This window comes from Frigoribacterium sp. PvP054 (assembly GCF_040547465.1).
Lineage (GTDB): Bacteria > Actinomycetota > Actinomycetes > Actinomycetales > Microbacteriaceae > Frigoribacterium.
The window spans coordinates 152,040-171,375 of record NZ_JBEPPU010000005.1 but is presented as its reverse complement, the minus strand read 5'-3'; the positions used below and the strand labels follow the sequence as shown (position 1 = coordinate 171,375).

Sequence of the window (19,336 nt, the reverse complement as noted above, 5' to 3'; positions counted from 1 at the left end):
GACGGCTGAGGCGCAGCATGGGAGGAACGACACAAGGAGGAATGATGGAACACCGTCTGCTGGGCCGCACGGGAGTGCAGGTCAGCCCGCTCGCCCTCGGCACCATGATGTTCGGCCCTTGGGGCAACGACGACGAGGACGACTCGGTCCGCATCATCAACCGCGCGCTCGACGCCGGCATCAACTTCGTCGACACCGCCGACGTCTACTCCGCTGGCCGCTCGGAGGAGATCGTCGGCAAGGCGATCCAGGGCCGCCGCGACGACGTCGTGCTCGCCACGAAGTTCTTCATGCCCATGGGCGAGGGCGTCAACCGCTCGGGCGGGTCGCGCCGCTGGATCGTCCGCGAGGTTGAGGAGTCGCTCCGCCGCCTCGGCACCGACCACATCGACCTCTACCAGGTGCACCGTCCGAGCCCCACGACCGACGTCGAGGAGACCCTCGGTGCCCTCACCGACCTGGTCCGCCAGGGCAAGGTCCTCTACGTCGGCTCGTCGTCGTACGCGGCCAGCGAGATCGTGGAGGCGCAGGTCGTCTCCCGAGACCGCCACCTGGAGCGCTTCGTCACTGAGCAGCCGCCGTACTCGATGCTCGTCCGCGGCATCGAGTCCGACGTGCTTCCCACCACCCAGCGCTACGGCATGGGGACGCTGACGTACAGCCCGCTCGCGGGCGGCTGGCTCTCGGGGAAGTGGCGCGACGGGAAGGCGCCGACCCCCGCCTCCTCGGCTCGCCCCGGCGCCCGCTTCGACATGACGACCGCGGCCAACGGGCAGAAGCTCGAGGCCCTCGCTGCGCTCACCGACCTCGCCGATGAGGCGGGGCTGACGATGATCGAGCTGGCGATCGGGTTCGTGATCCGGCACCCGGGCGTCACCTCGGCGATCATCGGGCCGCGCACGATGGAGCAGCTCGAGTCGCAGCTGCCCGCGGCCGACGTCGTCCTGAGCGACGACGTGCTCGACCGCATCGACGAGATCGTTGCCCCGGGCGTCACCCTCAACCCCGACGACGACAGCTACGGCACGAGCGAGCTCGCGGTGGCAGCTCGGAGGCGCTGAGCGCACGACTTCCCAGCTGACGACGGCCGCCGCCCGAGAGGGTGGCGGCCGTCGTCGTGAGATCGACAGAGCAGGTCAGATGGCGGCCTCGGCCTTGATCTGCTCGAGCGCGTCCATGAAGCCGTCGGGGCAACCGCTGGCACCGGCGAGGCGGTCGATCTGCACCTCGTCGACGTGGCGACCGATGACCTCGTCGGGGAGTGCGGCGGCGAAGGCCTGCTGGTACTCCAGTGACGTCGGGTCCTCAGCTGGCGTCGAGATCGTGACGTCGGTGATCAGGTCGTCGGTGATCGTCAGTGTGACGTCGTGGTGCGAAGGGAGCCCGCCGTACCAACCAGTGGCCTCGAAGGTCCCGTCACGATAGGAGCTGTTCGGTGCCGCCTGGTCGGAGGCTTCGGCGCTGCGCGGCGACGAGGTCGTGCTCGTCGCTCGTGCGGGCTCCCTATCGGACGACGAGCACCCTGCAAGGACGACAGTTGCCGTCGCGGCTGCGATCGATCCGGCGATCAGGCGCGCTGCAGTCGTTTTGGGCGTCATGAGCGGGCGAGGTCGCGGAGGTCGGCCTGCACGGACGCCGGCTCGGCGTCGACGGGCAGGTTCTGCTGGTCGCGGACCCCGTCGATGGTGCCGTCGTGGTCCAGGGCAGCGAAGACGGGGTCGAGGTCCGTCTGCGCGGGGCCGCGCTCGGCGACGAGCTCGAAGGTGGTGTGGTCGGCGGCGTCACTGGTGAGGCTGTCGACGAGGACGCGGGCGATCTGCGCTCTGGCGATAACACCGTCCGAGGAGTTGCCGGCGTGACGGGTGTCGCCCTGGAGGAAGACGTTCTGCAGCTGGTCGTCGTCGTTGTAGTCGAACCAGCCGGGCCGCACGATCGTGTAGGCGTTGCCGCTGGCGCGCACGAGGCGTTCGCTGCGGCGCTTCCAATCGTGGGTCGTTGCTCGGCGGGTGACGCCGATCGCGGTCATGAGCGCGATGCGCACGGGGCGGCCGTCGAGGGCGCGGAGCACGTTCGCGACGGCCCCGTAGTCGACGGCTTCGGCGTCCGAGCTGCCGTAGGCGGCACCCTGGGTGAAGACGACCGCGTCGACGCCGTCGAGGGCGCGGCGGAGATCATCGACGCTCGTGAGGGACCCGACGACGGTCTCGGCCGACGGATCGAGGCGGGAGGCGCGGGAGGCGTCGCGGACCAGGGCACGGGTGGTGTGGCCCTGGCGGACGGCTTCGGCGACGACGTGGCGGCCGACGCTGCCGGTCGCACCGACGGCAAGGACGGTGAGGGGAGTGGTGGTGGGCATGTGTTCCTCTGCTCTCAGGAGTGGGTTCGGGTCGTGTGGGTGGGATGGTCCGAGAAGAGCTCGCCGGGGAGGTCGCCCCAGGTCTCGACCTCGCCGTCGACGGTCATGAGAACCGACGCGAAGTCAAAGTCCTTGGCCAGACGCGACGCGGGCGTGGTGAACAGGGCTGTGGTGAGACCGTCAGCCGTGCGGCAGTCATCGGCCGTGACCCAGGTCGCGAGGACGCCTCGGACCGGCCATCCGGTTCGCCCGTCGAGGACGTGGTGCAGGCCTGGTCCCCAGGCCCGTCTCGTCGTCGACGACGCACAGAGCGCGATGCCGTCGCGGAGCTCGACGACGCCGATCACCCGTTTGGGTACGAGGGGATGCTCGAGGCCGATCCGGTCGGTGCCGCTGCCGCGTCGTCTCATGTCGCCGCTGCCGTCGACGAGGTTCGACTCGACGCCCTCGTCGTGCAGCAGCTGACCGAGGATGTCGACGAGCAAGCCCTTCCCTGCTGCCCCGACGTCGAGGAGGACGGGGTCGCTGCTGGTGACGGTGGTGCCGTCTCGGTGGACCAGGTCTTTCCAGAGGGGCCGTCCCTGCGCCCGATGTGCCTCACGGGCTTCCCTCGAGGCGGGTACGAGGCTGTAGTCAGCGTCGTACCCCAGCAACTCGAGGTCTCGACCGACAAGAGGATCGACGGCACCTCCCGTCGCGTTGGAGAGCGCGTCGTAGAGGTCGAAGAGCGCTCGTGCCTCGTCGGGGAACGTGACCGGGCCGCCCTGCGCGAGCCGCGTGACGAGCGAGTCCTCCCGGAACCTCGACCAGGTGATGTCGAAGGCCTCGACCCTGTCGAGCACGAGTGCACGCAGGCGCGCGTCGAGCGGGAGGTCGGTCACGATGTCCCAGCTCGTGCCGATGCCATCGAAGGTGAACGTGCTCACGGCGTCAGGCCCGGCTGCTGCCTGCGCGCTTCTGGGCGAGATCGCCGGGGAGGACCACGAGGACGACGACGAGGAACGCGAGCGCGATCATTACGCTCGACCCCGTCAGGGCGACCTCGACCCGCTGGCTGAGGACCCCGACGGGGTCCGTTCCGCCTGCGGCGGCGCTCGTGCCGACGGCGACGAGGACGGCGAGGCCGAGCGAGCTGCCCAGCTGGTGGAACGTGTTCAGCAGACCGGAGGCGGCGCCGGCATCAGCACCGGTGATGCCGACGAGGGCGTAGCTCGTCAACGGTGCGAAGGCGAGCCCCTGACCCAGGCCGATGAGCACCATCGGTAGAGCGACGCCCGTGACGAACGAGTCGCCCTGGTCGACACGGCTGAGCCACAGCATGCCGGCGAAGGTCACGGCGACGCCGGCGCCGAGCACCACCACGGAGTGGAGACGGTCGAGAAGGCGCGGGACCGAGAGCGCGACGGCGAAGTTGACGATCGTCATCGGCAGGAACCCGAGCCCTGCCTGGAGGGGGCTCCAGCCGAACACCTCCTGCAGAAACTGGGTGGTGAAGAAGAAGAACCCCATCATGGCGCCGAGGTACAGGAACCGGATCGCGTACGCACCGGACCGGGCACGGCTGGCGAACAGTCGCAGCGGCATGATCGGCTGTTCCACGCGGCGCTCGTTCATAACCAGGGCCACGAGCAGGAGCACGCCGACGGCGAGGGAGATGAGCGTCCGTGGTGACGCCCAGCCGACCTCGGAGGAGCTGATGATGCCAAAGATGAGGGCGCCGACGCCGAGGGTCGCAGTCACCGCGCCGACGACGTCGAAGCGGCCGCGGACCCGGGGCAGCTCGATCAGGTACCGGACGGCAAGGACGATCATGACGGCGCCGATGGGCAAGTTGAGGAAGAACCCGGCTCGCCACGAGATGAGGTCGGCGAGGACGCCGCCGACGACCATGCCGGCGCTCGCGCCGATGCCAGCAACTGCGGCGTAGAGCGCGACGGCACGGCTGCGTTCACGGCCTTCGGAGAAGGTCGCGGTGAGGAGCGACAACGACAGCGGTGCGAGGATCGCGGCACCCACGCCCTGCAGGGCCCGCGCGGCGACCATGACGGCGCCGGAAGGAGCTGCACCGACGAGGAGCGACGCGACCGAGAAGATGACCAGGCCGATGATGAACAGGCGGCGCCGGCCGACGATGTCGCCGGCCCGGGCGCCGAGCAGGAGGAGCCCGCCGAAGACGAGCGTGTAGGCGTCCTGCACCCACGTCAGGCCGGTAGGGGAGAAGTCCATGGTGGCCTGGATCGACGGCAGCCCGGTGAAGATGATCGAGTTGTCGAGGATGATCATGAAATACGTGACCAGGATGATCGCAAGGATCGCGGTCCGGTGCACCACCGGGGTGGTGGGGGTCGTGCCGGTGCGGGGTGCGTCCTGGAGATCGGTCATGATCTGATCCTGTGCCGACGGCGGTCGACGCGGGAGTTGCTGCCGTGACCGGTACTCGCAAAACCCCTCTTGGTCACCACGTCGTCGCAACCGACCTGGTCGGCACCCAGCTGTTGTCCTGACGCGACAGGGACGTTGTCATCTGCAGCCTCCAGTTCGCCCGGCTGCCCCAGATGGTGGCGTCGACGATGTCCCGGGTGATCACGACTGCGCGTGCTCCGTCGACATCGACCGACGATGAGCTTCGCCGGATCGAGTGGTACCGCATCGAACCCCTGCGGATCTCATCCAGCCACTCCGCCTTCGGCTGCACGTAACCAGTCATGTGCGTCAACGAAAAGCCCTCCCCGAGGAGGGCTTCGAGGTGCTCGGCGTCGGCGGCGATCATGCTCTCGTCCATCTGCCCACGGGCCGCAAGGATCAGGTCCTTCGACTCGAGGGAGTCATCGTGGATGTCCGTGTTCATGAGACCAGGGTGCTCTGGCGGCCGGACGGGTGACAGGTGACACCAGGACCTCCCTCCCTCCATGCACGGGTCGTACGGTCAGGCCATGGACTTCATCACCTTGAACAACGGCGTCCGCATGCCCGCACTCGGGCTCGGCGTCTTCCAGAGCTCCGCCGACGAGACCGCGGCGGCCGTCGAGGCGGCGCTCCGCACCGGGTACCGCCACATCGACACCGCCGCCGCCTACATGAACGAACGCCAGGTCGGCGAGGGCATCCGCGCCTCCGGCGTTGATCGCGACGAGATCTTCATCGAGACCAAGGTCTGGATCAGCCAGTACGGCTACGACGAGACCCTGCACGCCTTCGACATCAGCACCCGCAAGCTCGGCGTCGAGACGCTCGACCTGCTGATCCTGCACCAGCCCGCTCCGTGGCAGTTCGATGTCACGCTCGAGGCGTACCGCGCGCTCGAGAGGCTGCTGGCCGACGGCCGGGTGCGGTCGATCGGCGTCAGCAACTTCACCCCCACGCACCTCGCCCGCCTGGCCGAGGGCAGCACGATCGTGCCGGCCGTCAACCAGATCGAGCTGCACCCCTACTTCGCCCAGAAGGAGAACGAGGCGGCCGACACCGCCCAGGGCACCGTCACCCAGGCCTGGTCGCCGATCGGCGGCATCACCTTCTACCCCGGCTGGAGCGACGGGTCGTCGCGCAACCCGCTCAGCGACCCGGTGATCGCCGGCATCGGCGCCGAGCACGGCAAGACGAACGCCCAGGTCATGCTCCGCTGGCACCTGCAGGAGGGGCGGAGTGCGATCCCGAAATCGGTCAAGCCCCAGCGCATCGCCGAGAACTTCGACGTGTTCGACTTCGAGCTGACCCCCAAGCAGCTCGCCGCCATCGACGCGCTCGACCTCGGCGTGCGGGGCGGGCCCGACCCCGACGAGGTCCGCCCCCCTGGTCAGTTCACGATTCCCGAAGACTGACAACGGGGCGCGTCCGGCGACGTCCGCCCCGGCTCGCGAGCCGCGGCCTGCCGGTACGCAACAGGCCCCTGGCGGTTGCCGGGGGCCTGTTGCGTTGCCGTATCTCTGACGGGATCTACCTGCCGGTAAACCCGGCGCTGTCGGAACGAACGCGGGCTCGACGTGACGTCAGGAACTCCCGGATCTCGTCACTGATGCTCATCCGGCCACGGTACCCATGCTCGGCGCGCCTGAGAGAGGAACCAGCGCTCTCTTCCTCGCCGACGGGCACGACCAGGCCGTCGGGGCTGGCGATATCGGCGCCTTGCGCAAAGGGGGGCCTGTCCGTGCCTCCCTTTCTTCATCGGGTGGTCGTAGCGTCGTTCACGGCGATGACGCAGCAGCCTGCGGCATCTCTCGCACCTGCGTCTCCCCGGCCGACGATGTCCGACGAATCCGTCTTCCCTCGCCATCCGATCGCAGGAGCCCCCGCATGACCAGCACAGCATCCGTCCCTCAGATACGCCCCGACACAGAGGCCGTACCTCGACACGCATGGGCCGCTGTCGTCGCGCTCATGCTCGCCATCTTCGTACTCGTCACCAGCGAATTTCTGCCCGCCAGCCTTCTGCCACTCATGGCCAGGGACTTCGGCATCACCGAGGGCCTCGCCGGGCAAGTGGTCACGGCCACCGCCGTCATGGGCATGATCGCTGGGCCCGGTACAGCACTGCTGTTCCCTAAGCTTGACCGCAAGGTGTTGATCGTCGGGCTGCTCGCCCTCGCGCTCGTGTCGAACCTGCTCACCGCCGCCGCACCCAGCTACGCCCTCGTCGTTGTTGCCCGCCTCGCGCTGGGCGCCGCCGTCGCGGGTACCTGGGCCATGGCCCTCGCCGTCGCAGCTTCCCTTGTCCCCGCGCACCGCCTCGGCCGCGCCATGATGATCGTCAACATCGGCGTCTCCGGTGCCACGGTCGCCGCCGTCCCGCTGGGCGCCCTGATCAGTTCGATCGCCGGATGGCGAACGGTGTTCCTCGCCGTGGCAGCCGCAACAGCAGTCGCCCTCGTCATCTTCGCTTTCCTCGTCCCGCGCGTCCCCGCCGCGACCGCCGGCGGTCTCCGACAGCTGCTCGACGCTCTCCACTCGCGGGTCATGATCGTCGGCCTCATCGGCCTCGCGCTCCTCGTGGGCGGCCACTTCGGCAGCTACACCTTCGTCCGCACCGCAGCCGAGGCCACCCCCGGCATCACCGCAGCGTCCGTCGCCCTCCTCCTCGCCCTCTACGGCGTCGGCGGCCTGATCGGCAACGTCCTGGTCGGGTTCGTCGCGGACCGCCGCCTCGGCGTCGCGATGGTCGCCGTTCCCCTCGTGATCGGACTCTCGATCATCGGTTTCTCGTTCGCGATCGGATCGCCCGCCCTCGTCTTCATCGCTGCCACCATTTGGGGCATCGGCTTCGGCGCCAATCCGACCATGTCGCAGACCTGGATCTCTCGCGCGGAACCGCGACGCATTGAGGCAGCCGGCGGGCTCTTCGTCTTCACATTCCAGCTCGCCATCGCAGGAGGCGCAGCCATCGGCGGCATCCTCCTCGACGCCACGAGCGTGCAAACCCTGTTCCTCACCGCCGGAGTCGTAGTCCTTGCCGGCGGAGCCCTCCTCGTGTCAACGCGACGAGGCATCTCCGCTTAGCGATCCCTCCCGGGCAGTCAGAAACGATCGATTCCGGGCGTGCCCGCCTGAGGGCCAGACTGGCGGACCGGAAACGGCGACCGGTTCGAAACGAGGTTTGAACCGGTCCGGGGTTCTGGGAAGACCACGGACCGAGCGCCCGTTAGACGATCGTCTACCGCTTCACCACGATGAGGAAGTGGTTGCTTTCCTCCTTGACGAGCTCACCTGTCCAAGGAGACTCGAGGTGTCCGTCGTCTTCGTTGTCGAAGCCTCGCAGTGCTGCCCCGCTGGGGAGTCGGAGGATCGGCGTCGTCGAACCATCGTCGGCGAGGACGAGGATGTCGACGACCCGCCCGCGGATGTGGGTTTCAGGGCGGGAGTCGTGGTGGGTCTCGATCAACCGCACCTGTCCGCCGGCGTCTTGGAACCGGCTGCAGCCCAGGTCGACCATGTCGTTGCGCTCGATGGCCTCACCGCAGCACTCGTGCTCCCAGTCGCCGATCTCAACCGTGATGTTCATGGGTGCTCCTTGAGGGCTTGGGCTTCGTGGGCAGTGATGTCGTGCCCGGTTCTGACCGTGGGTCGTCATCTCAGGCCGCTGTACCAGCCTTTGGGGCCGGCTGCTTCCATGAGGCGCTCGTGTTCTCCGGGATCGTCGAGCCGCCAGCCGTAGGGGGCTGCCTGCACGTAGCTGTCTCCGTCATGCTCTACTCGGGCACGCCCTTCCATCAGGCCGCTCGTGAAGACTTCCTCGTCGATCCAGAGGAGTAGTTGACCGACCCAGTCGTCGGCGTCCGCTGGTGTTGCGAAGAGCCAGAACTGAGGCGCGCCGCTGGAGGGGTGCTGGATCACCAAGCGTGCTGAGTGACCATCTCGTTGCTGCAGCTCGAAATCCACGCTCCCCGTGCCAGGGCGAAGATCAAGGATCTCGTAGTCGAGATAGGTCAGTGCGGGGCCGGTCGACCGGTATCGCTGCAGGACCTTCTGCAGGGCGACCTCGATCTCGTAGTCCTTCGGCACGCCAACATCATGGCAGGGCGAGGTCTCACCCCACTGGTCACGTCGCAGTGTCCTGACAGCAGTCGTACTAGACCCGCCCGATAGGGGATCGAATTCCGGACGGAGCTTGCTAAGCAAAGCGGCGTCGAAAATCTGTCTCGAGTTGAGCAAATCGCGCCTCGTACGCTTGATAGTGCCATCGCGTGGCGAAGGCGTAGTCGCCTTCGTCGCTCTTCAGTGAGACGTGTACCTGACTACCGGCCCCATCTTCTGTGATCGACCAGTTCACGATCATGGGCAGCCGCTTCCTGCCAGCTTTCATGAGGGCGCCGAAGGCTCGATAGGCAAGCCGAGATCCTAGGTTCACGCTGCCGACGCGACCGTTCGTCGCGACCTGGCGAGAGGCGCCGTGAAAGTGATCGAAGACACGGCCGGCCAAGTCGTCCGGAGCGATGGTGCTCTTAAGGTCAAAATCTTGCTGGACGGGATCAAGAGGCATCACTCTTTCTAGCGGAAGCAGAGCTACTAAGTCAGTTACGGGGTGCCCGCTAGACCATCCGATATCGGAAGTGATCGCTTTGAGTTCCTGGGTCTAGGGCTTCATGGCCACTTGGCGGTAGGCGCTGTAGAGGTTGTCGACGTAGTCGGGGCACTCGGCCGAGCTGCCCCGAATTCGACCGTCAGAGTTCGCGGTGAGAGTCATGCAAGCTATGAGGGCGCGGGTTTCTGAGCCATATAGGCCAACACTGTCGGTGCTTTGATCGGCTATGAGGAAGGACACCGCCACGACCTCCTGCTCGTCGGTGCTCAGGTCGTAAACGACGCTTGTGGGAGGACCGAGGGGAGAGTCGCTGGCCGGTTCGGCGCCGTCGAGCGCGAGATCCGTCTACAGCTCGCCCGCTCGTATTCGATGCTCGACTGAGTCTCCCGTGGGGTTATCGCCGATGTACTCCAGGTAGCTCCGCACCTGTTCCGCACGCTCTTCGATCTTGCCCTTGACGGTGTGATCGATCGAGGCAGCGCAGCTCGTGCACGCGGCGGTGAGGGCGAGGACCACAGCGCCGGCGCTGGCCATGCGAATAGCTGACCTGGAGACGAATCGGCTCATAGGTCATCACTGTGGAGCACCGACCAGGCTTGGTCAACGTGACATAACTCCGACGAAACCACTTTTCGTTGGCAACGTCACTCGCGGATTATGGGTGGAACACAGCACCGGCCTGAACCGAACGGGTGAGTGCTCGACGCGCGGTGAAGCCCATACGCTGTCTCTGAACCGACGACGGGGGTCTGTTATGACGGCGCTAAAGGCACGGGGCACGCGCGTTCTCGCGCTTCTGGTTTGCGTGGCAACGCTTACTGGTTGCACAGCCACGGATGCGAGGGAAAGCAACGGCTCCGCTCCTACTTCCGCTCCGACCAGCAATGAGACCGTCACAGACCCAGCAACCGACCCGTTCCCCGACCCTGACCTCAGTGCCTCAAACACGTGTGGCCAGGTCACCGCGTACGTCAGCGTCATCTCCAACGCCCTCATCGAACGCGACGCAGGGACGTTGGACGAGGGCGGCTTCCACGCGCGTCTCGAGGGTGCGACTGAGCCCCTCGCCAACTTGGATTCGGATGACCCAGAGATCTCGGCCGCCCTCGAACAGCTATCAACTCTCGCCCGGGGAGCTGCGGCCCTTGACCCAACTGCGGGCAACTATGACGCTGCCCGCCAGGCGATCAGTGAGGCATGTGCTGCCGCAGGATCACCAATCGTGATCAGTGCATCGAGCGTTGCCGGCGGATAGCAGGAGCGCTCGGACTGATGTGCCGCGCCGGGAACGATTGACTGTCCCGATAGACGATCGGCCAGCGGTCACTGTAGGTCGGCATGGCCGGGTGCGCCCCTCGCGAGAGGCGCACCCGTGGTCGCCGGCTCAGGCCTTGACCTTGAGTTGCCTTGCGGGGGCGGTCTTTGCGTGGGTGGCGTAGATGACGAGGCCGACGAAGGTCAGCCCGCCGACGAGGTTGCCGAGAACGGTCGGGATCTCGTTCCACACGAGGTAGTCGCCGAGCGTGAAGTTGCCGCCGAGCATGAGTCCGATGGGGAAGAGGAACATGTTGACCACCGAGTGCTCGAAGCCCATGTAGAAGAAGAGCATGATCGGCATCCACATGGCGATGACTTTGCCGGGGAGGCTGTCGGACATCATGGCGCCGACGACCCCGGTGGAGACCATCCAGTTGCACAGGACCCCGCGGACAAAGAGAGTGAGCATCCCGGCAACCCCGTGTTCTGCGTAGCCCAGGGTCCGGCCTTCGCCGATGTGTCCGATCGCTTGTCCGACCTCGCTGACGTCGGAGGAGAAGCCGAAGGTGAAGACGATTGCCATGAGAAGTGCTGTGGTGAGGGCGCCGGCGAAGTTGCCTAGGAAAACGAGCCCCCAGTTTCGCAGGACCGCACCGAGGGTCACGCCGGGTCGTTTGTCGAGCCAAGCGAGAGGAACCAGGGTGAAGACCCCGGTGAGCAGGTCGAAGCCCATCAGATACAAAAGGGAGAACCCGACGGGGAACAGGACTGCGCCCAGCAAGGGGGAGCCGGTTTGCACGCTGATGGTGACGGCGAAGACTGCCGCGAGAGCCAGGATCGCCCCGGCCATGTAGCTGCGGATGAGAGTGTCTCGGGTTGAGAGCAAGGCTTTGGCGTGGCCGGCGTCGATCATGCGGGCCGCGAAGTCTTTAGGGGCGATGTACGTCATGAGTATGTTCTCTCCGCCGTCACCACTGGTACTTCAGGAACTTGCCGTCGATGACGATCCGAACACGGTCGCCCTCGGGGTCTGCGCGGCGAGCGAGTTCGATGTTGCAGTTGATCGCGCTCATGATTCCGTCACCGAATTCTTCGTGGATGGCTTCCTTGAGGGCCGGGCCGTAGACACCGAGAAGTTCGTAGAAGCGGTAGATCGTGGGGTCGGACTTGAGTTCGTCGCCCATCACTCGGTATGGCTGTTCCTGCAGCGCGGCTACGGTCTCCTCGTCCAGGTCGAGCAGCTCGCCGGCCTTCGCTGCCAGCTCCTTGGGGAGGGCGTGAGAGCCGAGCAGCGCGGCGATCGTCCAGAGGAGTGGGCGGTCGAGTTCGTGGGCGAGCTCGGCCCACGTTCGACCGGACGTCGCGGCAGCCTTCCTGACTGTGCTCGTTGCCTCGTCGCGTCTGTCGTTCCATGCGGTCATGTCGGTCTCCTTCGGATAAGCGATCGAATCTCGCCAGATCACTGTCGAGGTCGCAAGTCTTGGCGGACAGGCTTTCCGCGAAGTTGACCCGGCAGATCGCGCAGACCGGGGCAGCTTTTACATGCTTGAAATAACGCCGCAATCGGCGTTCATGTGTCCTCGCTTAGCGTGAAGTTCGGGAGGCCCTCATGGCTGGCGGCGAGATGATGAACGACGTGACGCTCCTCGCGGCGGTCGTTCAAGATGCGCCCGTACCGCTGTGGGTCATCGATGAGAAAGGCCTGTTGTCGCTGGCTAACGACTCCGCGGCCCGCTTCCTCGGGCACCGCCGAGGCGCTGACCTGCAGGGCGGGCCAAGCCACGACCTGCTGCACAGACACCGTCCGGATGGTTCGCCGTACCCGTCTCACGAGTGCCCAATCATCAGCCTAGGCAGCGCGAAGGCCTCAGCTGAGTGGTTCGTCACGCTCGCGGGCGACGTCCGGGAGGTGTGCTGGACGACCAAGCCCGTCGGCACGTCCGGGCACGTACTCCTGACCTTCGCGCAGCCGCACCGCCGGCACCACGAGACGATGAACAGCCACCGCCCGCTGGTCCGTCAGATGTCGACGGCTGGGTCCCACACGCGGCTTCACCGCGAGTTAAGCCAGGTAATAGATGAGCGCTTCGTCGATCCGTCGTTCTCGACCGCGTCACTAGCTGACGCTGCCCACTTGTCGGTCCGATCGGTTCAGGTCATCTTCGCCGCGAGAGGTCGGTCACCGGCCGCGGAAATTCGTCGACGACGGCTGGATCATGCTCGATATCTTCTCGAGCGCGGGATGACAGTGCAAATGGCCTGCCACGAGTCCGGGTTCCTCGACGCCAGCACGTTCGCCCGTGCGTATCGGCAGCACTTCGGCTTCCCTCCTAGCCGTACATTGCGCGTCAACGAACTACCATCGCCACCGCTGTCGGGCTGATCCAACCCCAAACGCGACGCAGCGTCCCGATAGACGATCGGCTGACGGACGGATGGGTGCGTTGGCACGGTAGGCCGAGCGCGGGTCCGCTGGACACGCTGCAACTAACAATCCGGCCTCGCAGGTCGCGAATCAGCGGCCTAGGAATCTCTTGAGGAACGACCTGGCCGGCTGCGCTTCGGCGGGAGTTACGGACCGCGTCGGTTCCGGGGCCGGGACGGGGGTTTTATGTTGTCTCGGCGGCTGCGGTTCTGAGTGAGCGTTCCACTGAACCGGGTCGTGCCCGTCAGGCACGACGTAGCCACCACAATCGACGACGATGCCGCCGTCGTCGATAGTTACGGTTTGCACGTGCAGGACGCCATTGTCGAAGTCGTAGGGGTTTCGGGCATTAGCGGTGAGGTTCGCGACCTGGTCTTGCATGCTCTTGAACCAGGAGAGCCGGCCGATGACGCCAGCGTCGGAGGATGCCCACCAGTGTTTCGTGCCGTCCCACTCGACGCGGAGCTGGTCTCCAATGCGGACGTCACTCATGAGCGGGGTGACGGCCTGCTTGTGCAGGCTGGAAAGCTTCGGGGTGCCGCGGGCAGCAAGGTCTCGTGAATACGGTCCAGCAATACCGAACATACGGTCGCCGTTCTTGTGAAGGCTACCCACCTGTGGGTGTCCGGCGGCGGCAGCTGTTGCGCTCATCAGCAGAAGTCGCAGACGTTCGTCAGCGGCATCAGTTCGCCGCAGTTCGGGCACTGTTGCTGTTCGAGGCGATGTCGGCTGATGCTGTTGCCGTCGCGTGCGCTGTTCTCTGGCATCCATACACCCCACAACGGAGCACGCTCGTTGCTGGCCCAGTATTCGAGCCCAGGACCGCCGACTACGACTGCTTCATCTCGGTTGATGAAGCCGTTGACCCAACCGGACGCAATGCGCAGCGGCGGTTTACCGTCGGCGCGATCTGCTCGGACGTAGGACCCAGCAAGAGTAAAAGCGGCAATGGGGATGCCCTCGAGGATGCGGGACACCGTGGGGCGGTTCGCCACGGGGATTCGGCGCAACAAGTCCTGCATGGTCATCGGCTCATAGCTGTCCGTCATGGTCGCTCCCTCCTGACACGGCGGTCCGTCGGTCCCCGTCGCCAGCAGCATCCTGCCATGAGCGTCCTCCGCCCCTCGAAGACCGCCATGTCCGACGTGGACTCACGGACTCATACCGAGACTTGAAGCACGAGCGCCTGGAGGCCCCAGTCGTTCACCAGGCGACAACGTATGCCGCGAAGCATCTAGACGAGTTGCTACGGCGCCCGATAGGGCGTCGTTCTTTGGGGCCCTGCTAGTGGTCGAGGTCAGGAGTCGAGGTAGAACTACGCTTCGACGGCGCTGTCCGTGGCATCTCTAGTACCCGGGCGGGTTTTCTCCCTGTTTTGGCCGCCACAACTGAACGGTAGAAAGCGGTCGAGGTCAGGATTTCTAAGTCTCAGGGGACGTACCAGTGGTCCGACCAAATGTCGCTCTCGACCTGGGGATCGACGAGTTCAACACTGAAGGTTGCGTCGCTCTTTTCCAGAGTTCCTTTCTTGAGCATTTCGAGGTCATCTGGTTCAAGTGGCCAGGCGCTGCTGACGAAAGTCCACACCTCGGGGTCATCGGGGTAGATGAGGCGCGTGTCCACGGTGTAATCGATCGACATGTCTCCAACGACCCGTGGTGACCCCCAGCTGCGGTTCCACCACGGACCCTGAAGGTCCCATTCCCAGCGCGGGCTGACAGACAACCAACCGACGCTTTTCGATGGGTAGGTCGAGTGAAACATGCGGAAGAGTTCGGGGCCCACACCTTCTGGTAGAGCAAGGTCCTTCCGGGGTACAGGCCAGAGAAGCATGAGCTGACTATAGGTGAGCAGTTTCTCGTGGGCTCGTACGTTCTCATTGCCTGCGTGCGGGTGTCCCGATAAGGGATCGTTTGCCGTTCACCGGGGCACGCCTGGCGGGATATTGCCTTTTGTTTCACCAGGCGGCACCGATGGTCAGCCCGAGATGCGGTCGAGCTCGCGGAGGTCCGCCTCGGCGAGGGGGAGTGCGGCGCCGGCGATATTCTCGCTCAGGTGGTCCGCCGAGGAGGTCCCGGGGATCAGGAGGACGTTCGGCGACCGGTGCAGCAGCCAAGCCAATGCGACCGACATGGGCGTCGAGTTGAGCCGGGCGGCGACGCCCGAGAGGGCGTCGGACTGCAGCGGGGTGAACCCGCCGAGGGGGAAGAACGGGATGTAGGCGACACCCTCGTCGGCGAGCCGGTCGATGAGGGTGTCGTCCCCGCGGCTGGCGAGGTTGTACATGTTCTGCACCGAAACGATGGGTGCGATCGACTGCGCTTCTTCAACCTGTTGCGCGGTGGCGTTGCTGACGCCGAGGTGTCGGATCACGCCCTGCTGCTGCAGATCGACGAGCGTCTCGAACGCTTTGGCGATGCGCTCCTGGACGGGACCGTCGGCGTCGCCGAGGCGCAGGTGCACGAGGTCGAGGGAGTCGACACCGAGGGTCTCGAGGTTGTCGTCGATCTGGGCGCGTAGTTCGTCGGGATTCCGGGCTGAGGGCCACCCGCCGTTCTCGTCACGGCGGCCGCCTGCCTTCGTCGCGATGACGAGGTCGTCGGCGTACGGATGCAGGGCTTCACGAATCAGCTCGTTCACGACGCGGGGCCCGTAGGTCTCGGCGGTGTCGATGTGGGTGATGCCGCCGGCCACGGCGGAGCGCAGCACTGCAAGGGCGGCGTCATGGTCCTTCGGGGGGCCGACGACCCAGGGGCCGGCGAGCTGCATGGCTCCGTACCCGAAGCGGGTCACTGTGTGGTCGCCCAGGGTCCAGGTTCCGCCGGGCAGGTCGGGGGTGGTGCTGGTGCTCATCAGGTGCCTCTCGTGCTTGTGGAACTGCGTGTTGTTTTTCACTCTGAACGAAGCACTTTCTTGGAGGAAGTAGTTACCTTAAAGTGCGTAGATACCTGAGGAGGTTCCATGGCGACCGCGACCGCTGCTGAGAAGAAGGCTGATGAGAAGGCGCGCTACAACGCGTTCTTGTCGGTGTGCCCGAGTCAGCGACTGTTGGCGCAGGTCGCCGGCAAGTGGGTGACCCTGGTGATGTCTGCGCTGGGCAGTGGCCCCGAGTGTGACGGCGACCCGAGGCCGATGCGGTATTCCGAACTCGGACGGGTCCTCGCGGGCGTGAGTCCGAAGATGCTGTCCCAGACGTTGCGGTCTCTCGAGCGGGATGGCTTGATCACCCGGACCGCGACTGCGACGGTCCCGGTCACGGTGACGTACGAGCTCACCGAGCTCGGCCTCTCTCTGCACACGACGGTCAGGCAGTTGAAGGAATGGTCCGAGGCCCACCGTGACGAGGTCACAGCCCACCAAGATCAGTTCGACGCCGCCCGATAGGGGATCGCTGGCCGAACGATTTCTATCTGCCAGCCTCGACTGCGCGGTGCGTTCGGTAGCTCAGGCCGAAGGCAAGTGCCAGACCTGCGAGAAGAAGCGTGGCCACGGACTGGCTTAGCTGAGCCCACCAGGCCACATCCCTTACGACTAGGGAAAGAACGAGAGAGAAAGCTGCCAGGGTGCCCCAGAACACGGCCGCCTTGGCGCATCGCTTGGCTGGGCCAGCTTGTAACCACCAGCTCTTCTTCGTCATGACGTCACCCTAGAGACCCCTCGTGTTGCGCGTTCCAGCGAGTCATACGCCTGCGTCCGTTAGACGATCGTCATCCGGCCTGTCGGTGCCCTCGAGCGCGTGTCGGGACAGACTTGACCCTCCCGACCAAAGGACGAGACCATGAGCATCACCCTCCTCGAGGACCAGAAGGTGTGGGGCATGATTCCCCGCGAGATAGCCCTGTTGTGCGCGTACGGCACCGGACTGATGACGGCACTCATGGTTGTTATGGCCTTCGCTACGCAAGCGTGGATACTCCTCGGCGGAGCTGCCATCGGGGTAGTCGTCTTCCTCTTCCTTCTGAGGCTTTCCAGCTATCTGCGCTTGCTTGCTTATGCCTCGGTGCCCCTCGACGAGTGAAAGCTGGTCCCGAGTCACCTACTTCCCGACAGGGGATCGTCAGGCGGTGGGTTCTTCAATTTTCGGAGAGTCACGCGGCAGAGTGAGGGCCTGTGGAATTCCTCTTGAACTTCCTCCCCCGGGCCGGCCTTGTGGTCGGGATGATGGGTCTCGCGGTGTACCTGGGCGTGCACAAGCGTTCGGGGAATGCGAACCCCGAAGGCTCGAGACGCGTCTACCTACATGTCGCCATAGCTGCGTTCAGCGTGTCTCTCGTCCTGCTCGTGTACCTGAACGTGCGGTAGAGGCTTGGACCCTGTCTCGATAGGGGATCGTCCTGCGTCCGTAGCTGACTGGACCCGCGGGCTCGTTCACGGCCAGGATGAGGCGATGACAGAGCTGCAGGGCGCCGCCGTGGTCTTCGCGCCCCTGTTCGCGATCTGTGGGGTCTGCTTCATCGTGTTCCACCAGCACATCTCCGACGCCGCACGCAAGGCCTACGAGGATCAGGGGCGCCGGATCGGCCCCCAGACCCAGTCGCCAGGACTGATGATCGTCGGTGGGATCGGCATGCTCATCATCTCGACGCTCATCGTGCTGTACGCCTTCACCGACGTGTTTCCGCCTCCTCCTCCCCAGTAGCTCTCGTCGGGAGCGCCGTCCGATGAGGGATCGTCTGTCGAACAGGTCGCATCTATGCTGACGACGTGTCTGCTGCCGAGGTCGTCGAGCTCCTTCAAGAACGACGTGTCGCCCTCGAGGCAGGGCTTTCCGAGGCTGAGTTGCGTCGTGCTGAACGCCGATACGGCGTCCGTTTCGCCCCCGATCACCGCGAGCTCCTCGCCCTCGCGCTTCCCGTGGCTGATGGCTGGTACGACTGGCGGGCGAGGGCAGACAAGCGTGTCCGCGATGCGATCCGAGCACCTTTCGAGGGCGTCTTGTTCGATGTCGAGAACAACGTCTTCTGGCCGGCGTCGTGGGGTGCGCGCCCCGACTCCGTCGCGGCGCGCTTCGAGGTCGTGAAGCAACAGGTCACCACATGGCCGCAGCTCGTACCTCTGTACGGCCACCGTTACCTGCCGGCCGCGCCGTTCGGCCCAGGGGCCCCGGTCTTCTCCGTCGTCCAGACGGATGTCATCGTCTTCGGCACGAACCTGCTGGACTACTCAGCGCGCGAGTTCGGCACGCGCCGGGCGCTCCCTGAAGCGGTCCTGGAGACCCGCGGCCTGGAACCCTGGTCCCTCCTGGCATTCGGAGAAGACGTTCCCTAGGGCCGAACACGATCTGGCGGCAGCGTCCCGATGGACGATGCCGCAGTGGGCGATCAGATGGTGAGGTGCCCGACGGCCTTGAGGACGTCGCCGAGCCACACGAGTTCGTAGGTGATCGTGTCGTCGCCACGGCGCAGGCTGTCCAGCGATTCAGTCAGCTGGCCGATGGTGGGGTCTGGTGCGTCCTCGAGGACGTTGTAGAGGCCAGGGGCGGGGAGTGGGTCGAAGTAGTCCTCAGGGAGCGTGACCTGGTCACCTTGGGTGGATTCGATGTGGGTCATGAGGCGGTCGAAGGTCTTGCCTTCACGACAAGCATGGATGTGCTTCGCCCCCCGCAGTACGAGGCAGGTGGCCGATAGCCGACCGGCTACCGAACGGGCGGCGCCTCTCGCCGTGCCAGTCGGCGCAGGCACAGTCCGGCCGTGACGCCGGCAGCTGATGCGGCGACGAGGCCGACGGTGGTTCCGGAAAGAGGATCACCGATGAGGAGGCCTACGGCCAGGCCTGCTGGTACGCCGACGAATGCCGCCGTGGCCGATACGGCTGATGCCTGGCTTCTCGCTCTGCCCCAGCGGTGACGCTGCCGCCACAGCGACGCGCTGGCGAATCCGGCAGCCGCTCCGATGAGGGTGAACACCACGGCAGCGGGGAGTGCGTAGACGAGTGAGATCACGACCCATTCCGCGATACCAGCGCCGTCGAGTCCGGCGAAGGCACCCCAGACGACCATCCATGAGATGGGCAGGAGCAACGCACATCCGGCCCCGACCATCGCCCCCGTGCCGACCAAGACGCGCACATCCGATCGCGGGGCGCGCACCAGCTGCTCCACGGCAACGCTCATGAGGACTCCTTTTTCCCTGAGGCTAGGGCTTGCACCCAGGCGTGAGCATCGCCCCGACCAGGTGCGTCAATCCTCCTGAGATCACGAGCTGCGCAGCATCAGGAGGGGCGCAGCTCGAAGTGGTCTGCTTCCGTGCCCGACAGAGGGTCGGTCAGTGGGGCAGCGCGTCGACGT

At 65.7% G+C, this 19,336-nt stretch carries 26 protein-coding genes; 8 read left to right on the top strand and 18 right to left on the bottom strand.

Annotated features, from left to right (window positions below; translation table 11 throughout):
• The first annotated feature begins 44 nt into the window (after positions 1 to 44).
• Complete coding sequence (locus ABID81_RS09250) at positions 45 to 1,061, top strand: aldo/keto reductase (RefSeq protein ID WP_354594509.1); 1,017 nt, start codon at positions 45 to 47, stop codon at positions 1,059 to 1,061.
• 75 nt (positions 1,062 to 1,136) lie between these two features.
• Here ABID81_RS09250 and ABID81_RS09245 read toward each other — a convergent pair whose 3' ends face one another.
• The 5 genes from ABID81_RS09245 to ABID81_RS09225 all read right to left on the bottom strand — a co-directional run bounded on the left by ABID81_RS09245 (position 1,137) and on the right by ABID81_RS09225 (position 5,204).
• Positions 1,137 to 1,598 carry a hypothetical protein gene (locus ABID81_RS09245; RefSeq protein WP_354594508.1) on the bottom strand — a complete coding sequence of 154 codons (462 nt, stop codon included), beginning with the start codon at positions 1,596 to 1,598 and terminating at the stop codon, positions 1,137 to 1,139.
• Entirely contained in the window at positions 1,595 to 2,356 is a 762-nt protein-coding gene (locus ABID81_RS09240) for an SDR family oxidoreductase (RefSeq protein ID WP_354594507.1), read from the bottom strand. The genes ABID81_RS09245 and ABID81_RS09240 overlap by 4 nt, the downstream gene beginning before the upstream one ends.
• Positions 2,357 to 2,370: 14 nt before the next feature.
• Complete coding sequence (locus ABID81_RS09235; protein ID WP_354594506.1) at positions 2,371 to 3,282, bottom strand: FAD:protein FMN transferase; 912 nt, start codon at positions 3,280 to 3,282, stop codon at positions 2,371 to 2,373.
• 4 nt (positions 3,283 to 3,286) lie between these two features.
• Positions 3,287 to 4,738 carry an MFS transporter gene (locus ABID81_RS09230; protein WP_354594505.1) on the bottom strand — a complete coding sequence of 484 codons (1,452 nt, stop codon included), beginning with the start codon at positions 4,736 to 4,738 and terminating at the stop codon, positions 3,287 to 3,289.
• A gap of 73 nt (positions 4,739 to 4,811) precedes the next feature.
• Positions 4,812 to 5,204 (bottom strand): nuclear transport factor 2 family protein, encoded by a 393-nt coding sequence (locus ABID81_RS09225; RefSeq protein ID WP_354594504.1) that lies wholly within the window; start codon positions 5,202 to 5,204, stop codon positions 4,812 to 4,814.
• A gap of 85 nt (positions 5,205 to 5,289) precedes the next feature.
• Here ABID81_RS09225 and ABID81_RS09220 point away from each other — a divergent pair, with 85 nt between their 5' ends.
• Both ABID81_RS09220 and ABID81_RS09215 read left to right on the top strand, forming a co-directional pair.
• Complete coding sequence (locus ABID81_RS09220) at positions 5,290 to 6,174, top strand: aldo/keto reductase (protein WP_354594503.1); 885 nt, start codon at positions 5,290 to 5,292, stop codon at positions 6,172 to 6,174.
• A 217-nt stretch (positions 6,175 to 6,391) separates the two neighbouring features.
• On the top strand, positions 6,392 to 7,846 hold the full coding sequence (locus ABID81_RS09215; RefSeq protein WP_354594502.1) for an MFS transporter: 1,455 nt from the start codon (positions 6,392 to 6,394) through the stop codon (positions 7,844 to 7,846).
• A gap of 154 nt (positions 7,847 to 8,000) precedes the next feature.
• Here ABID81_RS09215 and ABID81_RS09210 read toward each other — a convergent pair whose 3' ends face one another.
• From ABID81_RS09210 to cynS, 6 genes are all read right to left on the bottom strand, one after another.
• Positions 8,001 to 8,348: a DUF6578 domain-containing protein gene (locus ABID81_RS09210; RefSeq protein ID WP_354594501.1), complete on the bottom strand. Its 348-nt coding sequence runs from the start codon at positions 8,346 to 8,348 to the stop codon at positions 8,001 to 8,003.
• Positions 8,349 to 8,413: 65 nt separating this feature from the next.
• The gene (locus ABID81_RS09205) at positions 8,414 to 8,848 is read right to left on the bottom strand and encodes a hypothetical protein (protein WP_354594500.1); all 435 of its coding nucleotides are present in this window, start codon (positions 8,846 to 8,848) and stop codon (positions 8,414 to 8,416) included.
• 109 nt (positions 8,849 to 8,957) lie between these two features.
• Positions 8,958 to 9,326 (bottom strand): hypothetical protein, encoded by a 369-nt coding sequence (locus tag ABID81_RS09200; protein WP_354594499.1) that lies wholly within the window; start codon positions 9,324 to 9,326, stop codon positions 8,958 to 8,960.
• A 387-nt stretch (positions 9,327 to 9,713) separates the two neighbouring features.
• Positions 9,714 to 9,902 (bottom strand): hypothetical protein, encoded by a 189-nt coding sequence (locus tag ABID81_RS09195; RefSeq protein ID WP_354594498.1) that lies wholly within the window; start codon positions 9,900 to 9,902, stop codon positions 9,714 to 9,716.
• Positions 9,903 to 10,752: 850 nt separating this feature from the next.
• Positions 10,753 to 11,574 carry a formate/nitrite transporter family protein gene (locus ABID81_RS09190; RefSeq protein ID WP_354594497.1) on the bottom strand — a complete coding sequence of 274 codons (822 nt, stop codon included), beginning with the start codon at positions 11,572 to 11,574 and terminating at the stop codon, positions 10,753 to 10,755.
• Between the two features lie 19 nt (positions 11,575 to 11,593).
• Positions 11,594 to 12,046, bottom strand: a complete 453-nt coding sequence (gene cynS, locus ABID81_RS09185) for a cyanase (protein WP_054146748.1) — start codon at positions 12,044 to 12,046, stop codon at positions 11,594 to 11,596.
• Between the two features lie 188 nt (positions 12,047 to 12,234).
• Here cynS and ABID81_RS09180 point away from each other — a divergent pair, with 188 nt between their 5' ends.
• Positions 12,235 to 13,008 (top strand): helix-turn-helix domain-containing protein, encoded by a 774-nt coding sequence (locus ABID81_RS09180; protein ID WP_354594496.1) that lies wholly within the window; start codon positions 12,235 to 12,237, stop codon positions 13,006 to 13,008.
• Between the two features lie 132 nt (positions 13,009 to 13,140).
• On the opposite strand, the gene ABID81_RS09175 is transcribed toward ABID81_RS09180, so the two are convergent.
• From ABID81_RS09175 to ABID81_RS09160, 4 genes are all read right to left on the bottom strand, one after another.
• The gene (locus ABID81_RS09175; RefSeq protein WP_354594495.1) at positions 13,141 to 13,701 is read right to left on the bottom strand and encodes a hypothetical protein; all 561 of its coding nucleotides are present in this window, start codon (positions 13,699 to 13,701) and stop codon (positions 13,141 to 13,143) included.
• A complete protein-coding gene (locus ABID81_RS09170; RefSeq protein ID WP_354594494.1) occupies positions 13,701 to 14,099 on the bottom strand; it encodes a hypothetical protein in 399 nt (132 codons plus the stop codon). Before ABID81_RS09170 ends, ABID81_RS09175 begins: the two co-directional genes overlap by 1 nt.
• A gap of 379 nt (positions 14,100 to 14,478) precedes the next feature.
• Entirely contained in the window at positions 14,479 to 14,691 is a 213-nt protein-coding gene (locus ABID81_RS09165) for a hypothetical protein (RefSeq protein ID WP_354594493.1), read from the bottom strand.
• A gap of 336 nt (positions 14,692 to 15,027) precedes the next feature.
• Positions 15,028 to 15,903, bottom strand: coding sequence for an oxidoreductase (locus ABID81_RS09160; protein ID WP_354594492.1), 876 nt, complete (start codon positions 15,901 to 15,903; stop codon positions 15,028 to 15,030).
• Between the two features lie 108 nt (positions 15,904 to 16,011).
• Here ABID81_RS09160 and ABID81_RS09155 point away from each other — a divergent pair, with 108 nt between their 5' ends.
• A complete protein-coding gene (locus tag ABID81_RS09155) occupies positions 16,012 to 16,434 on the top strand; it encodes a winged helix-turn-helix transcriptional regulator (protein WP_354594491.1) in 423 nt (140 codons plus the stop codon).
• A 22-nt stretch (positions 16,435 to 16,456) separates the two neighbouring features.
• Here ABID81_RS09155 and ABID81_RS09150 read toward each other — a convergent pair whose 3' ends face one another.
• Positions 16,457 to 16,687, bottom strand: coding sequence for a hypothetical protein (locus tag ABID81_RS09150; RefSeq protein ID WP_354594490.1), 231 nt, complete (start codon positions 16,685 to 16,687; stop codon positions 16,457 to 16,459).
• 141 nt (positions 16,688 to 16,828) lie between these two features.
• Here ABID81_RS09150 and ABID81_RS09145 point away from each other — a divergent pair, with 141 nt between their 5' ends.
• The 3 genes from ABID81_RS09145 (at position 16,829) to ABID81_RS09135 (ending at position 18,318) form a co-directional block, all read left to right on the top strand.
• Positions 16,829 to 17,068 carry a hypothetical protein gene (locus ABID81_RS09145; protein ID WP_354594489.1) on the top strand — a complete coding sequence of 80 codons (240 nt, stop codon included), beginning with the start codon at positions 16,829 to 16,831 and terminating at the stop codon, positions 17,066 to 17,068.
• Between the two features lie 369 nt (positions 17,069 to 17,437).
• A complete protein-coding gene (locus tag ABID81_RS09140) occupies positions 17,438 to 17,689 on the top strand; it encodes a hypothetical protein (RefSeq protein WP_354594488.1) in 252 nt (83 codons plus the stop codon).
• 65 nt (positions 17,690 to 17,754) lie between these two features.
• Positions 17,755 to 18,318, top strand: coding sequence for a hypothetical protein (locus ABID81_RS09135; RefSeq protein WP_354594487.1), 564 nt, complete (start codon positions 17,755 to 17,757; stop codon positions 18,316 to 18,318).
• A gap of 53 nt (positions 18,319 to 18,371) precedes the next feature.
• Here the strand turns inward: ABID81_RS09135 and ABID81_RS09130 are convergent, their stop codons facing one another.
• Both ABID81_RS09130 and ABID81_RS09125 read right to left on the bottom strand, forming a co-directional pair.
• Positions 18,372 to 18,599 (bottom strand): hypothetical protein, encoded by a 228-nt coding sequence (locus tag ABID81_RS09130; protein ID WP_354594486.1) that lies wholly within the window; start codon positions 18,597 to 18,599, stop codon positions 18,372 to 18,374.
• A gap of 86 nt (positions 18,600 to 18,685) precedes the next feature.
• Positions 18,686 to 19,162, bottom strand: coding sequence for a hypothetical protein (locus ABID81_RS09125; RefSeq protein WP_354594485.1), 477 nt, complete (start codon positions 19,160 to 19,162; stop codon positions 18,686 to 18,688).
• Between the last annotated feature and the right edge of the window lie 174 nt (positions 19,163 to 19,336).